A 14049-nucleotide genomic window follows, 5' to 3' on the forward strand; every position below is an offset into this window, starting at 1 on the left:
CTTTCCCTTAAATTTTACCCGAGTAATTGCTATTTTTCCATAAAATAGCACAATGAACCTATCAGAAATAGAACTACGGGAAATAATGCCCGGATACCATGGAAAACTGGTGCACGGAGAGCGGATGAGCTGGGTGTTTTGGGATGTGGAACAAAATGCGGAAGTACCCGAACACCAGCACGACCACGAACAGATCATGCACGTAGTGGAAGGTACTTTCGAATTCACCCTGAATGGAGAAAAAGGAGTGTACAAGCCCGGTGATGTGGTCATTATCCCATCCAACATTCCCCATAGCGGAAAAGCCTTGACACCATGTAAATTGATGGATATTTTTAGTCCTGTAAGAGAAGAGTACCGATAATCATGAATATATCATTAAAGGGAAAAAAAGCCCTAGTTGGAGGCAGCAGCAAAGGGATCGGCGAAGCCATAGCAAAACAACTTGCAGCTAGTGGCGCCAGTGTGACCCTTATAGCACGTAGCGCAGGGCGGATGCAGGAGCTCATTATGGAAATGGACAGCTCCCAAGGGCAACAGCACCAATTCCTTTCAGTGGATTTTACAGATTTTGAGGCCTACAAGGTAAAAATATCAGCCTTCTTCGAGACCAATAACGTGGATATCCTGGTCAACAATACACAAGGACCCGAAGGCGGAGGTGCATTGGAAAAGAAAGTGGATGATTATCAGAACGCGTTCGACTTGCTGTTCAAATCGGTGGTATTCACCACGGAACTTGCCCTAAAGCATATGCAAGAGCAACAATGGGGGCGCATCATCAATATAGCATCCATATCGGTAAAGGAGCCCTTGAACTATTTGGCACTTTCCAACACGATACGGGCCGCAGTGGTTACCTGGGCCAAAAGTTTGGCGTACGATGTAGCCAAAGATGGCATTACCGTGAACAGTACGCTAACAGGTTATTTTGATACTGACCGAATTGCCCAGCTAAACTCTAAAAAAGCAGAAAAAATGGGTGTTTCTCCAAATGAAGTGCGCTCCAACATGGAAGAGCAAGTACCTGTAAAACGGATTGGCGACCCAAAGGAATATGGTTATTTGGTTGCCTTCTTGGCATCGGAACAGGCGGCCTTTATTACGGGAACCAATATCCCAATTGATGGCGGACTGCTAAAATCGTTGTAAATTAAAGACTCATTTTATCCTTGAAAATATAAGATTGCCTGCGGGAAACTTCCACCTCTTCCCCATTTTTCATGGTAAGTTTTAACTTCCCGTTGAACCATGGCACTACATTTTCAATATAGTTAGTGTTGACAATCTGTTGGCGATTGGCTCTAAAAAAAGAATCTTGGGGCAATTTTTCCTCAACCTGGTTCAAGGATTTATATAGTAATGGTTTTTTATCCTCAAAATGCACCCTGGTATAGTTCCCAACAATTTCGAACAGGGTAATATCCCCTATTTTAACCAACCAACAGGCTTCCCCATCTTTAATAAAAATTTGACTGGTCTCTGTCAAAACCTTAACGTTGGAAGCAATCTCCTCCTTGGTCACCATTTTTTCACGTACCTTTTCCAAGGCCATATTAAAACGCTTACTGCTCACGGGTTTCAACAAATAATCCAAGGCATTGTATTCAAAGGATTTTATAGCATACTCGTCATAAGCCGTGGTAAAAACAGTAATAGGAACCTCATCCAACATTTCCAATAGATCAAAACCATCTTTCTCTGGCATGTTAATGTCCAAAAACAACAAATCCGGCGACTCGGATTCTATCAGCGCCACCCCATCGTCCACATTTTCCGCTTCACCTACTAGCTCTAGATCATCGTGGAGTTTTAAAAGCTCCTTAAGCTCGTTCCTAGCCAGTCTGGAATCTTCTACGATTACCGCCTTTATCTTCATGCCAATGGTATTTTAATTTCTGCCACTACTTCATCGGATATTTCCTCTAATTTAAAGGAAGCTTTATCGGCGTACAACAATTTAAGGCGCTGTTCTATGTTCTTCAACCCCAATTTGGTGGAGCCCTTGGAAAAGTTGAGTTTCCCGGTATTCCGAACAATAATGAACAAATCGCCGTCCTTTTTATAAATGGACAAGAGCACCCGCCCTCCATTTTTTAGATTGGAAATGCCATGCTTTACCGCATTTTCTATCAACAATTGAATGACCATCGGAGGGATTCTAAGATCGAACGTATCTTCCTCAATTTGTTTTACATACTCCAAACGATCTTCGAACTGAATCTTGGATAGATCGATATAATTGTTCACTACCTCCAGTTCTTCGTGTACCGGGATGTCATTTACATTGTTTTTGGTCAAGGAGTAGCGGATAATTTCAGAAAGTTTAGTGAGCATCTCCCTGGATTTTTCCACATCTTCCAACATAAGCCCACGGATATTATTGAGGCTATTGAACATAAAATGTGGATTTATCTGACCTTTTAACGTATTTAATTGAGCCTGCTTTAAAGTAGTGTTGAGCTCCAACCGTTCAATGCGGTTTTGGTTCACCTTTAAAAGCAATTTGATCACCAAATAGGTAATCGTCCATGCCCCGACCAAAAAGAGCGAATTCAACACTTGGACCATTACTTTATCATAGCCTTCGAACATATGGATTTCCGACTCCGTGAGCTCCGGCCCAAATTCCACATATATATACCCAAAAAGGACATTAAGGAGTCCAAAAATTGCAGAGGCCACCAATGTGGACAAAATAATTTTAATGACTTCTTTGCCTCCAAAGGAATCAAAATGAACGTTCCTTTTAAGGTACCAGCGCAAAATAGCGGTTGAAAACACACCTATAAAAGTTCCAACAACAATCGAAAACACGACCATCTCGAAACTAATTTTTTGGGGAATCAATGCTCCAATAGAGTTAATAAAAACCCATCCTAACAATTGAAGCGTCCAAAACGCAACATTCCTTTTCTTTGAACTTAATTCCATTCGCTAGGGCATCTACTGCCCAAATTTACATTAAACTTACTCGGCACAGACTCTACTACGATTTTTGCGCCGCTTTCCTTTTAAAAAGACTGCAACAGGATTTTCTCTGTGGCAAAAATGCAATCCACATCATGGCGGAGCCAGAATAGAAGAATGGAAAATACATTGCATGTTCCCAGGAATTGAACTTTCCATAGATTCCTATCAACACCCCAAGGATACCCATGGCAAATACTATTTTTTGTTGTGTGCTCAGTTTTTTCATATTGATGAGTTTTTACCCCGATTAAACGGATTATAAAATTATGCTTACTAAAATTGAGATAATAAATTTAGCTAGTGCTATCATGACTGTTCTGCTTTTTAGATTTTATTTCTAAAGCGAAAGTAATGGACAACACTTCTTACGAGAAGTATTTTATGACAAGTGGTAATTTGGGGCAAGTGAACGGTAAATGTACTATGTATGTGCGCCAATAATCCTGTAAACAGTTGATTTTAAGAACTATTTGGGCTGTGGTGGAAATTTGGAGAACACCTTTTTTACCACAGCTTTAAGTTTAGCTTCCCGTACACTGGGCGATGCATTATCCCGAAGTCCGCTCTCTGCCCTAGCCTGCCAGACAAGTGCATCTCGCTGGGCATCTACTAGATCAAACTGAATACTCCTTTGTAAAGTTGGGCCTCCCAATGGCAGTCCAACAGAAATACCACCACCAACATTTCTCCCGGTCCCCCCGATACCGACACCAACATTATTGTTCGGCGCACCTCTGTATTCATCGCTTATTATATTGAAAAATAGTTCGGGTTCTTCGGCCAATCGGTAGCCACGGGCCTGTAAAGTGGAATCTAGGGCACTGAGAAGACGCCTTTCGTCCAATTGGCTCAGGCCAGACTGCATATCCGGATAATAATTATAGGTAGAGTAACTTAAAAAGTCGACCGTTTTATCATAATCGTAGTTCACCCTTACAGCACTACAGGAGAACAATATGAAGACCGATAGTAAAGAAAGAAGTTTGCGCATGGTACATCCTTGGATCCACTTAAATTTAACCAATAAATTGATCGGAAAAGTGAATATTGACGATTAATCGTTCAATAACTTCCAAAGTCTGTCCTTAAGTTGCTGAATACCGAGTCCGCTCACAGAAGAAATAAACATGTATGGAACATCCTTAAAATCTTCTTTCATATCCTCGTTCATTTCCTCGATAAGCTCATCGTCCAACATATCACATTTGGAAATGGCCACCAGGCGTTGCTTATCCAACAATTCGGGATTGTACCTCCTTAATTCATCCAGAAGAATATTATATTCTTGACTGATGTCCTTGCTATCGGCGGGAACCAAGAACAAGAGCGTTGCATTACGTTCAATATGACGTAAAAAATAGTGTCCCAGACCCTTACCTTCTGCAGCTCCTTCGATTATTCCGGGAATGTCTGCCATTACAAAACTTTGAAAATCCCGATATTCAACAATCCCTAAATTGGGTTTTAGGGTGGTAAACTCGTAATTGGCAATTTTAGGTTTTGCAGAGGTCATCGCGGAAAGCAATGTGGATTTACCTGCATTGGGAAAACCAACCAGACCAACATCCGCCAAAACTTTAAGTTCCAAGGTAAGGTGATCTTCCTTACCGCTTATCCCGGGTTGGGCATATCTTGGAGTTTGGTTCGTGGCACTTTTAAAGTGCCAGTTGCCACGACCTCCCATTCCGCCTTCGAGAACAATTTTTTCCTCACCGTCCTCGGTTATCTCAAAGAGTATTTCGTTGGTTTCAGTATTTCGTACCACTGTGCCCAAAGGCACCTCCAAGTATACATCTTCGCCATCGGCACCTGTGCTTCGGCTTTTGCTTCCGTGCTCTCCGTGACCTGCCTTAAAATGCTTTTTAAACTTAAAATGGACCAAAGTCCATAAATTTTTGTTCCCTTTTATGATTACATGACCTCCTCTACCGCCATCACCGCCATCCGGACCACCTTTGGCCACATACTTTTCGCGACGTAAATGTGCAGAGCCTTTGCCTCCGTTACCAGAAGTGACGTGCACTTTTACATAATCCACAAAATTACCCTCGGTCATAAATCCAATATCTTTTCAAAAGAAACTAATTATAGGGAATCGATCACTTTGCTCAAACGCCCGGTAATCTCATCAATGCCACCTATCCCGTTTACGGAGTGGAACTTCCCTTGTTTTTCATAATAGGCTTTCAAGGGAGCGGTTTTTTCGTTGTACTCATCAAAACGGTTGCGAATCTTGCTTTCGTCCTGATCATCGGAGCGACCACTGCTCTTGCCCCGCTCCAAAAGGCGTTGTACCAAAATATCGTCCTCAGCTTCCAATGCAATGGTTGCGTTCACCTTCATATCCTTGGACTCCAAGAAATTGTCCAATGCTTCTGCTTGTGCCGCCGTTCTGGGGAATCCATCAAAAATAAAACCTGCCGCTTCCGGATTTTTTTCGACTTCGTCCTTCAACATATCAATGGTAACCGCATCTGGAACCAAATCCCCTTTATCAATATAGGACTTGGCCAATTTACCGAGCTCCGTACCGTTTTTAATGTTGTATCGGAAAACATCCCCCGTGGAAATGTGCTTCAGATTATATTTTTCCTTTAGGAACCCTGCCTGGGTACCTTTTCCAGCTCCTGGCTTTCCAAAAAGCACTAGGTTAATCATATCTGTTTGATTTAATTGGTAAACTTCTCTTAGGTTTCGGCCCAGTTCATTATAATCCAGCCCATACCCTACAATAAAATCATCGGGAATTTCCAGGCCTACATAGTCGATGGCATATTCGCCATTGTACACATCGGATTTATAAAAAAGGGTGCCGATCTTAAATTCCTTTACATTGGTATTGGAAAATAAATGGACCAACTGCTTTAAGGTGCGACCGGTATCCACAACATCTTCCAAAATGATCACACTTTTACCCCCCATCCCTTCTGGAACATCGAGGAGGGTCTCCACAATACCCGTTGATGTGAGGCCTTGGTACGAGCTCAACCGAACAAATGACACCTCACAAGGATGTTGATAGGCTTTTAAAAAATCGGAAACAAACATAAAGGCCCCATTGAGCACACCCACAAATAGAGGTGTTTCGTCCTTGTAATCCTCAGCGATTTCTTGGGCCATTTTTTCAATGGCGGCGAGGATTTTTTCTTCCTTAATATAGGGCTTAAAATACTTGTCGTGGAGCTTAATCAATGTGTTCAAGTTATCATCAGGTTGGCAAAGATAATATTTTTAAAGCTGCTAGGCCCGTTCAACTTTTATACCCTCGTGGATTTCACGTATTTTTGCTCACATTCAATTCACAAATCAATGCAAATTTTCTCTTCCGACTTTAAACTGGGAATTTTAGGTGGTGGACAACTGGGCAAAATGATGCTTTACGAAACCAGGAAATGGGACATACAGACCAAAGTGATGGATGCTTCGGCCGAAGCCCCTTGCAAAATAGCCTGTAACGAATTTATTCAGGGCAGCCTGATGGATTATGATGCTGTTTTGGCATTTGGAAAAGATGTAGATGTACTTACCATAGAGATCGAGAACGTAAATATAGATGCACTCGAAAAATTAGAGCACGAAGGAATCCAGGTTTATCCCCCGACCAAAACTCTAAGAACCATCCAGAACAAGGCCGTACAAAAGTTGTTCTATACCGATCACAATATACCCACTGCCCCATTCACCCGATTTGCCTATACTTCAGAAATTGAGGACAGCATTCACAATGGAGGACTTTCCTTGCCGTTTGTTTGGAAAAGCGCCCAATTTGGTTACGACGGACAGGGTGTTAAGGTGGTCCGTAAAATAGAGGACCTTAAAGAGCTGCCCAATGTTGAGTGCATTGCCGAAAAAATGATCGATTTTAAAAATGAGCTGGCCGTTGTAGTTGCGCGAAACATCAAAGGTGAAGTTAAAACATACCCTGTTGTGGAAATGGAGTTTCACCCAGAAGCCAATCAGGTGGAATATGTTATCTGTCCTGCTCGAATTGATGATGCCGTAGCCAAAAAAGCACAGGAAGTGGCATTAAAAGTTTCGGAACATATGAAACATGTTGGTTTGTTGGCCGTAGAAATGTTCCAGACCAAGGATGATAAGATTATGGTAAACGAGTCTGCTCCACGACCTCATAACAGTGGCCATTACAGCATTGAGGCTTCGTACACCAATCAGTTCGAACAGCATATTCGTGCCATTTTGGGCATGCCATTAGGAAAAACCGATAGTAAAGTGGCCGGAATTATGGTTAATTTGGTCGGTGCCGAGGGCCATACCGGGAATGTGGTTTACGAGAATATCGACAAAATATTGGAAATGGACGGGGTCACCCCACACATTTATGGCAAAAAACAAACACGTCCGTTCCGTAAAATGGGCCATGTAACCATCGTGGACGAGAATATGGCCATAGCCAGAGAAGTGGCACAGCAGGTAAAAGAAACCATTAAAGTGATAAGCAAATAAGATATGAGCAAAGTAGCCGTGATCATGGGAAGCACAAGCGACCTTCCCGTTATGCAAGACGCCATCGATATTTTAAAAGAATTGGGAGTTAATGTAGATGTGGACATTGTGTCTGCCCACAGAACACCCGAAAAATTGTTCAGTTTTAGCAAAAGTGCCCACATCAATGGGTATTCGGCCATTATTGCGGGTGCAGGAGGTGCAGCGCACTTGCCCGGAATGGTAGCATCCTTATCGCCACTTCCGGTGATAGGGGTTCCCGTTAAAAGTAGCAACTCCATTGATGGTTGGGATTCAGTGTTATCTATTTTACAAATGCCAGGAGGTGTTCCCGTGGCCACAGTAGCCCTTAACGGTGCCAAAAATGCCGGAATCCTTGCCGCCCAGATTATTGGGAGCTCCAATAACGAGATTATGGAGAATATCATCGCCTACAAGGAAGGTCTCAAAGAAAAGGTGATCAAAGGGGCTGAGGAAGTCAATAAATCTTTCTAATAATCTTTTTTGATTATGAACTATAATCAAATCGGTATTTTGCTAGGCATCTGTGCCATTGCTCTTTTTGGGCTGACCTTAAAAAAAGTCGACAACCCATATATAAAAGGACTTTGGAAAGGTAGTCTGCTGGTGTTCACCATTTATGCCGCTTTGCTAATTTTTATTGAAATTCGTTGGCAATTTATTTCGGATTATGCCAACACTTATGATTTGAACAATAATGGCTTTGTAGACCTCAACGAATACACGGATGAAGCCATGGAAGCCATGAACAAAAGAACCTACGGCGCCAATATCCGATTGTATGCCCCAGTAACGATGGCAATCATTTCATCTATTATTGGATTGGCTTATGTATTGAGCGACTGGGCGGTAATATGGTTAAAAAACAAAAAATAGATTTGACAACTATGAACAATCCATTATTGGAGCCATTTGATCAAGCTCCTTTTTCCAAAATAAAGAACGAACATTTTAAGCCTGCTTTTCTTCAGGCTATCGAAGACACCAAAAAGGAGATTGATGCCATAGTCAACAACCCTGAACCCCCAACATTTGGAAATACGTTGGAGGCCTTGGATTTTTCCGGACAACAATTGGACCGTATCTCGAGTGTTTTTTTCAATCTAAATTCAGCGGAAACCAACGAAGAAATCCAAAAAATCGCACAGGAAGTCTCCCCACTATTATCGGAATTCAGCAACGACATCACTTTAAACGAGGACCTGTTCAAAAGAATTAAAACTGTTTACGAACAACGCGATTCTTTAGACCTTACCACGGAGCAGCAAACCCTTCTTGAAAAGAAATACAAGAATTTCAGCCGAAATGGTGCCAACTTAAAAGAAAAAGAGAAAAAACGCCTACGAGAAATCGATGCGGAACTCTCTAAATTAAAGCTCACGTTTGGCGAAAACGTGCTGGCCGAGACTAACAAATATGAAATGTTGCTAACGGATGAAAAAGATGTGGATGGCCTTCCCGAAGGCACCAAAGAGGCAGCAGCGCAACTAGCAGAATCCAAAGGCAGGCAAGGCTGGCTGATTACCTTGGACTATCCGAGCTATATCCCGTTTATGAAATACGCCAAGAACAGGGAATTGCGCAAGAAACTTTCTTTGGCTTTTGGCAGCAAGGGCTTTCATAACAATGAACTTGACAATCAAGAAAATGTAAAAAAAATCGTAAACCTGCGCTTTGAGCGTGCCAATTTGCTCGGGTATAAAACCCATGCCGATTTTGTTCTGGAAGAGCGCATGGCGGAGACCCCCGAAAAAGTACTTGACTTCCTGAACGAACTTTTAGAGAAAGCCAAACCAGCCGCCGATCGCGAGTTTGCTGAATTGGAAGCGTATGCCAAAGAGTTGGATAATATTGATCGGCTTGAAAAATGGGACAGCGCCTATTATTCCGAAAAATTGAAGCAGAAACTCTTTGATCTGGACGATGAAAAACTAAAACCCTATTTTAAACTGGAGAACGTGATCAACGGCGTTTTCAAAGTGGCCGAAAAACTGTTTGGACTCACTTTTAAAGAGGTTGACACAGTGGACAAATACCACGAAGAGGTAAAAACTTTCGAGGTTTACGAGAACGATAATTTTTTATCGCTCTTCTATGCCGACTTCCATCCAAGACCGGGTAAACGTGGCGGCGCATGGATGACATCTTTTAAGCCACAATATACCTTGAACGGTAAAAATAGTAGACCACACATAGCAAACGTATGTAATTTTACCAAACCAACAGCCTCAAAACCTTCCTTGCTCACTTTTAACGAAGTGACCACGCTTTTCCATGAGTTTGGACATGCCCTGCACGGGATGTTGGCAAACACCAATTACCCTAGTTTATCCGGCACTTCCGTATACTGGGATTTTGTGGAACTGCCAAGTCAAGTAATGGAAAACTGGTGCTACGAAAAAGAGGCTCTGGAACTTTTTGCCCATCACTATGAAAGTGGGGAAATGATCCCCATGGAACTTGTCGAAAAGATAAAGGAGTCGGCAACTTTCCAAGAAGGCATGGCTACGGTACGCCAATTGAGCTTTGGCCTTTTGGATATGGCATGGCATGGAAAAGATCCATCTAACGTCAATAACGTTAAGGCATACGAAACAGCTGCTTTTGAAAGCACCAACCTCTTTCCTGAAACACCGGAAACATGTATGAGCACATCATTTTCACACATCTTCCAAGGCGGGTATTCATCCGGCTACTATAGTTATAAGTGGGCCGAGGTCTTGGATGCCGACGCCTTTGCCCATTTTAAGGAAAATGGAATTTTCAATACCAAGGTGGCCGATAAGTTCAAAGAACATGTCCTCTCGAAAGGAGGCACAGAAAACCCAATGGACCTTTACAAAAAGTTCAGGGGAGCCGAACCCAACATTGATGCATTGCTCGAACGGGCAGGTTTGTTGAAAACCAATTGATTTTAAAGTCAATCTTGATTGATATCATAAATTAGAGTTATATTGTTCTATAGCTTAACGGTTTACCAAATACAAATGAAACGGGCAAAACAAATGTCCTAAACAATAATGCTATGTTCCCCCTAAATGTAATCAACCTTTAAAATGAAGCATTGGGATATTGAAGATATCAGCACAAGGGATTTGTTCGAAAAAACCTTAAAGATCGCAAAGGTCGGCATATATGAACTTAGCGTTGCATCCAATACAATATATTGGAGCGGAGTTACCCGAGAAATTACGGAAGTGCCAAGCGATTTTGTGCCAACACTGGAAAATATCAAATATTTTTTCAAGGAGGGAAATTGTAGGGAACAAGCCATACAGGCATTACACCGGGCAAAGGAACATGGAGAGCCTTTTGATCTGGATGTGGAAATGATAACCGCCAAAGGAAATCAGCGATATGTACGGAATATAGGATATCCAGAGTTCAGGAATGGCAATTGTGTTAAAATCATTGGCGTTCTACAGGATATTACGGAGCGAAAAAGAATAAAATTCGATTTGACCCGAAAGAACCAGCTCCTAGGTTTTGCCGAAAAAATGGCCCATATAGGCCATTGGAGAATAGATCCGGTATCCCAAAAATTCACTTGGTCCGAAAATATGTACAGGATAGCCGACCTTAAAATCGGTGTTCCAATGACCTTGGAAAAATATTTAAAACACATTCCCGAAGAGGATAGAAAAAAGATCTTGGAGCATATAGACAAATGCAACGAAACCAAGATATTTGAACCCTTCACCCACAGAATAAAACACAAAGATGGCAGTATACACCATTTTAAAGTCATAGGAGAGATCATTGTTAATGAACAGGGAGAAATAGATCAGATAATCGGCACCTCTCAGGATATAACGGAATTTGTGCATCAGAAACAAGAATTACTAGAAAAGAACCAACAACTCAACAACGCGGAAAAAATCGCAAAAATTGGACACTGGCGCTGGTGTTTGGATACCGACACAGCCTATTGGTCGGATAACTTATATGAAATATCAGGAGTTGACAAAAGCATCAAAGTTGATACCGAAGTATTTTTGAACACCATTTTCCATGAAGACAGAGAAGCCGTTAAGGCAAATATGGAAAACGCTGTAGCTACAAGAAATTTTGAGCCCATTGTTTATCGTATCCAGTTAAAAGATGGAACCCTAAAAACCATTAATACCGTTGGGCAGGCTATAACGGACAGCAAAGGAATGGTCCAGGAAATTCTGGGCACGTGCCAAGATATTACCGAACATACCATAAAGGAACAAGAACTCATCTTTAAGAACCAGCAGCTCAACCTTGCCGAAAAGATGGCCAAAATCGGCAACTGGAAATGGAACGCACTTACCAATGAAGTACAATGGTCGGATAACTTATACGACATCTACGGACACCCAAAAGACGCAGACTTAAGTTATGAAGTGTTTTTAAACTATGTACATGAAGATGACCGACCTTATGTGGAACGAAAAATAGGCGAAGCCTCAGAAACAGGGGTTTACGAAGACCTTAACTATCGTATCCGGTTACAAGATGGTTCCGTAAAAACCATTAAATCCACTGGAATTGTCAATGTGGCCCATGGGCAAACCATTGAAATGCTGGGCACATGCCAAGATATTACCGATCAATTCAACAAAGCTCAAGAGGTAATTCAAAAAAACCAGCAATTGACCTTTGCCGAAGAACTGGCAAAAATAGGATATTGGGAATGGGATGTAGTGAACGACCATCTTACTTGGTCCGACAACATGTACCGGATCTTTGACATGGAGGTGGGCACTCCCCTTGGTTTTGAGAATGTGGTTGAAGCCATTCACCCCGGCGACAGGGATATGTTCCGCGCCCATGCAGAGGAATTTATTGCAGAAAAAAAATTCAGAAAGTTTATGCACCGTATTGTTTACGATAGTGGAGCGGTGAGAACCGTTGAACTTTATGGCGAGGTGGTAACGGACAGAGCAGGAAATGTTCTAAAAATGGTTGGGATCACACAGGACATTACAGAACAACGTATGTCCGAAATTAAGTTCCGGGGCCTATTGGATTCCGCACCGGACACAATGATCATTGTAGACACAAAAGGTCTGATACAATTGGCCAACAAACAAGCGGAAAAAATGTTCGGGTACAAGGCAACCGAACTTGTAGACCAACATGTTTCCATGCTCGTACCCAATCGCTTGTGGGATACCATGGAGTACCACGCCAACATATTTTTTAAAGACCCAAAACATACAGGACTGCCTGCCGATCTCGATTTCTATGTACAAAACAAAGCTGGTTTTCAAATACCCGTTCAGGTCACCCTTAGTCCTCTTGTAACCTCCGAGGGACTGTTGGTCTCCTTGGCCATTCGGGATATTACCGAACAAAAACAGAGTGCCCATCGGATTTTGGAAACCAATAAAAGTTTAAAGGAATCCGCAAACAAGCTAAAAATCCAGAATAAGCAACTGGCCGAATTCAACCATATAACATCGCATAATCTGCGATCGCCGGTGAGCAACCTAAGTTCCCTGATCAATATTTACAAGACGGAGGAGGACAGTGACCTGCGAGAGGAGCTCATAGAAAAAATGGAATCTGTTACCAATCATTTAACCTGGACTTTGGACACACTAGTAGAGTCCTTGGTAATAAAAAACAAGACCAACGTTGCCCTCGAAGAGACCATTTTTGAATCTATCCTCCAGAAGACAAAGGATATGCTCGCCGCCCAAATACTGAAGACCGAAGCAATTATTGAACATGATTTTTCCGAAGTCGAAAGCGCCATGTACAATAAAATTTATTTGGAGAGCATTTTCCTGAATCTGATCAGCAATTCGTTAAAGTATAGGGACGAGAATAGAAAACCAAAAATATTGGTAAAATCCAAAATAAAAAATGGAAGAACCCAACTGGAATTTCGGGACAACGGACTGGGTATAGACCTTAAAAAAAACGGACATAAATTGTTTGGATTTAGCAAGGTGTTCCATCGTAACAAGGACGCCAAAGGCGTAGGCCTTTTTCTGACCAAGGCACAAATAGACGCCATGGGCGGAAAAATTTGGGCCGAGAGCGAACCGGGCATCGGCACATCTTTTTTTGTTAACCTAAATCATTGACCCTCATGAAACCTATCAATGTATGTATAGTCGACGATGATGATATCTATCAATTTACCATGAAGGTGACCATAAGAAACATCCCAACGGTAAAATCTACCCAAGTTTTTACCGACGGCGCCCAAGCACTCGAATATATCATCAACAATAAAAATGATAAGGATGCCCTGCCCGATATTATTTTTCTGGACATCAACATGCCTGTAATGGATGGGTTCCAGTTTATGGATGAATTCACAGATCTACTGCCAAAGCTGAACAAACCCATACAGGTATATCTTGTATCCTCTTCCATTGACCCTAAAGACATCCGCAAGGCCAAAAGAAACGATGCCATTACCGATTATTTGATCAAACCGCTAAAATCGGAACAGGTAAAAAACATCCTGACCCAATTCAAATAAACTCAATTTTCCCTTTTTTTATAGAACTAAATTGTTGTTAAACCACAAACAATGTGTTAGGTAGGAGCAATTCATACGTCTAACCTGCCTCAAAACCTATGTTAAAACGCCAAAAACCATTACTT

At 41.9% G+C, this 14049-nt stretch carries 14 protein-coding genes; 8 read left to right on the forward strand and 6 right to left on the reverse strand.

Translation table 11 applies throughout. The annotated features are described in order from the left end of the window. Positions 1 to 52 precede the first annotated feature (52 nt). Both ABTP35_RS03510 and ABTP35_RS03515 read left to right on the forward strand, forming a co-directional pair. Entirely contained in the window at positions 53 to 364 is a 312-nt protein-coding gene (locus ABTP35_RS03510) for a cupin domain-containing protein (protein ID WP_293293863.1), read from the forward strand. A gap of 2 nt (positions 365 to 366) precedes the next feature. Beyond that, positions 367 to 1152, forward strand: a complete 786-nt coding sequence (locus ABTP35_RS03515; RefSeq protein WP_293293861.1) for an SDR family oxidoreductase — start codon at positions 367 to 369, stop codon at positions 1150 to 1152. A 1-nt stretch (position 1153) separates the two neighbouring features. On the opposite strand, the gene ABTP35_RS03520 is transcribed toward ABTP35_RS03515, so the two are convergent. From ABTP35_RS03520 to ABTP35_RS03545, 6 genes are all read right to left on the reverse strand, one after another. Continuing rightward, entirely contained in the window at positions 1154 to 1879 is a 726-nt protein-coding gene (locus tag ABTP35_RS03520; protein ID WP_293293859.1) for a LytTR family DNA-binding domain-containing protein, read from the reverse strand. Then, positions 1876 to 2823 (reverse strand): histidine kinase, encoded by a 948-nt coding sequence (locus ABTP35_RS03525; RefSeq protein WP_293293857.1) that lies wholly within the window; start codon positions 2821 to 2823, stop codon positions 1876 to 1878. Before ABTP35_RS03525 ends, ABTP35_RS03520 begins: the two co-directional genes overlap by 4 nt. Before the next feature lie 166 nt (positions 2824 to 2989). Further along, positions 2990 to 3199 carry a hypothetical protein gene (locus tag ABTP35_RS03530; RefSeq protein ID WP_224837398.1) on the reverse strand — a complete coding sequence of 70 codons (210 nt, stop codon included), beginning with the start codon at positions 3197 to 3199 and terminating at the stop codon, positions 2990 to 2992. Between the two features lie 240 nt (positions 3200 to 3439). Beyond that, positions 3440 to 3964, reverse strand: a complete 525-nt coding sequence (locus ABTP35_RS03535; RefSeq protein ID WP_293293855.1) for a DUF4136 domain-containing protein — start codon at positions 3962 to 3964, stop codon at positions 3440 to 3442. 63 nt (positions 3965 to 4027) lie between these two features. After that, positions 4028 to 5029: a GTPase ObgE gene (obgE, locus tag ABTP35_RS03540; RefSeq protein ID WP_293293853.1), complete on the reverse strand. Its 1002-nt coding sequence runs from the start codon at positions 5027 to 5029 to the stop codon at positions 4028 to 4030. A 29-nt stretch (positions 5030 to 5058) separates the two neighbouring features. Next, the gene (locus ABTP35_RS03545) at positions 5059 to 6165 is read right to left on the reverse strand and encodes an adenylate kinase (RefSeq protein ID WP_293299158.1); all 1107 of its coding nucleotides are present in this window, start codon (positions 6163 to 6165) and stop codon (positions 5059 to 5061) included. Between the two features lie 117 nt (positions 6166 to 6282). Between ABTP35_RS03545 and ABTP35_RS03550 the strand changes: the two genes are divergently transcribed. The 6 genes from ABTP35_RS03550 to ABTP35_RS03575 all read left to right on the forward strand — a co-directional run bounded on the left by ABTP35_RS03550 (position 6283) and on the right by ABTP35_RS03575 (position 13924). Next, positions 6283 to 7437 (forward strand): 5-(carboxyamino)imidazole ribonucleotide synthase, encoded by a 1155-nt coding sequence (locus ABTP35_RS03550; RefSeq protein WP_293293851.1) that lies wholly within the window; start codon positions 6283 to 6285, stop codon positions 7435 to 7437. 3 nt (positions 7438 to 7440) lie between these two features. Further along, on the forward strand, positions 7441 to 7932 hold the full coding sequence (gene purE / locus ABTP35_RS03555; RefSeq protein ID WP_293293849.1) for a 5-(carboxyamino)imidazole ribonucleotide mutase: 492 nt from the start codon (positions 7441 to 7443) through the stop codon (positions 7930 to 7932). A gap of 15 nt (positions 7933 to 7947) precedes the next feature. Further along, entirely contained in the window at positions 7948 to 8334 is a 387-nt protein-coding gene (locus tag ABTP35_RS03560; protein ID WP_293293847.1) for a hypothetical protein, read from the forward strand. Positions 8335 to 8345: 11 nt separating this feature from the next. Next, positions 8346 to 10370, forward strand: coding sequence for a M3 family metallopeptidase (locus ABTP35_RS03565; protein WP_293293845.1), 2025 nt, complete (start codon positions 8346 to 8348; stop codon positions 10368 to 10370). Positions 10371 to 10514: 144 nt separating this feature from the next. Continuing rightward, positions 10515 to 13520, forward strand: coding sequence for a PAS domain-containing protein (locus tag ABTP35_RS03570; RefSeq protein WP_293293843.1), 3006 nt, complete (start codon positions 10515 to 10517; stop codon positions 13518 to 13520). Between the two features lie 5 nt (positions 13521 to 13525). After that, a complete protein-coding gene (locus ABTP35_RS03575; protein WP_293293841.1) occupies positions 13526 to 13924 on the forward strand; it encodes a response regulator in 399 nt (132 codons plus the stop codon). Positions 13925 to 14049: the final 125 nt, after the last annotated feature.

Origin of the sequence: Flagellimonas alginilytica, assembly GCF_042134605.1 — a bacterium.
Lineage (GTDB): Bacteria > Bacteroidota > Bacteroidia > Flavobacteriales > Flavobacteriaceae > Flagellimonas > Flagellimonas alginolytica.

Bases quoted from the DNA above. Each gene is read 5' to 3' on its own strand.
- ABTP35_RS03525 (WP_293293857.1), bottom strand. From the start codon at position 2,823: ATGGTCGTGTTTTCGATTGTTGTTGGAACTTTTATAGGTGTGTTTTCA.
- ABTP35_RS03570 (WP_293293843.1), top strand. From the start codon at position 10,515: ATGAAGCATTGGGATATTGAAGATATCAGCACAAGGGATTTGTTCGAA.
- purE (WP_293293849.1), top strand. From the start codon at position 7,441: ATGAGCAAAGTAGCCGTGATCATGGGAAGCACAAGCGACCTTCCCGTT.
- ABTP35_RS03520 (WP_293293859.1), bottom strand. From the start codon at position 1,879: ATGAAGATAAAGGCGGTAATCGTAGAAGATTCCAGACTGGCTAGGAAC.
- obgE (WP_293293853.1), bottom strand. From the start codon at position 5,029: ATGACCGAGGGTAATTTTGTGGATTATGTAAAAGTGCACGTCACTTCT.
- ABTP35_RS03510 (WP_293293863.1), top strand. From the start codon at position 53: ATGAACCTATCAGAAATAGAACTACGGGAAATAATGCCCGGATACCAT.
- ABTP35_RS03575 (WP_293293841.1), top strand. From the start codon at position 13,526: ATGAAACCTATCAATGTATGTATAGTCGACGATGATGATATCTATCAA.
- ABTP35_RS03550 (WP_293293851.1), top strand. From the start codon at position 6,283: ATGCAAATTTTCTCTTCCGACTTTAAACTGGGAATTTTAGGTGGTGGA.
- ABTP35_RS03530 (WP_224837398.1), bottom strand. From the start codon at position 3,199: ATGAAAAAACTGAGCACACAACAAAAAATAGTATTTGCCATGGGTATC.
- ABTP35_RS03515 (WP_293293861.1), top strand. From the start codon at position 367: ATGAATATATCATTAAAGGGAAAAAAAGCCCTAGTTGGAGGCAGCAGC.
- ABTP35_RS03560 (WP_293293847.1), top strand. From the start codon at position 7,948: ATGAACTATAATCAAATCGGTATTTTGCTAGGCATCTGTGCCATTGCT.
- ABTP35_RS03565 (WP_293293845.1), top strand. From the start codon at position 8,346: ATGAACAATCCATTATTGGAGCCATTTGATCAAGCTCCTTTTTCCAAA.
- ABTP35_RS03535 (WP_293293855.1), bottom strand. From the start codon at position 3,964: ATGCGCAAACTTCTTTCTTTACTATCGGTCTTCATATTGTTCTCCTGT.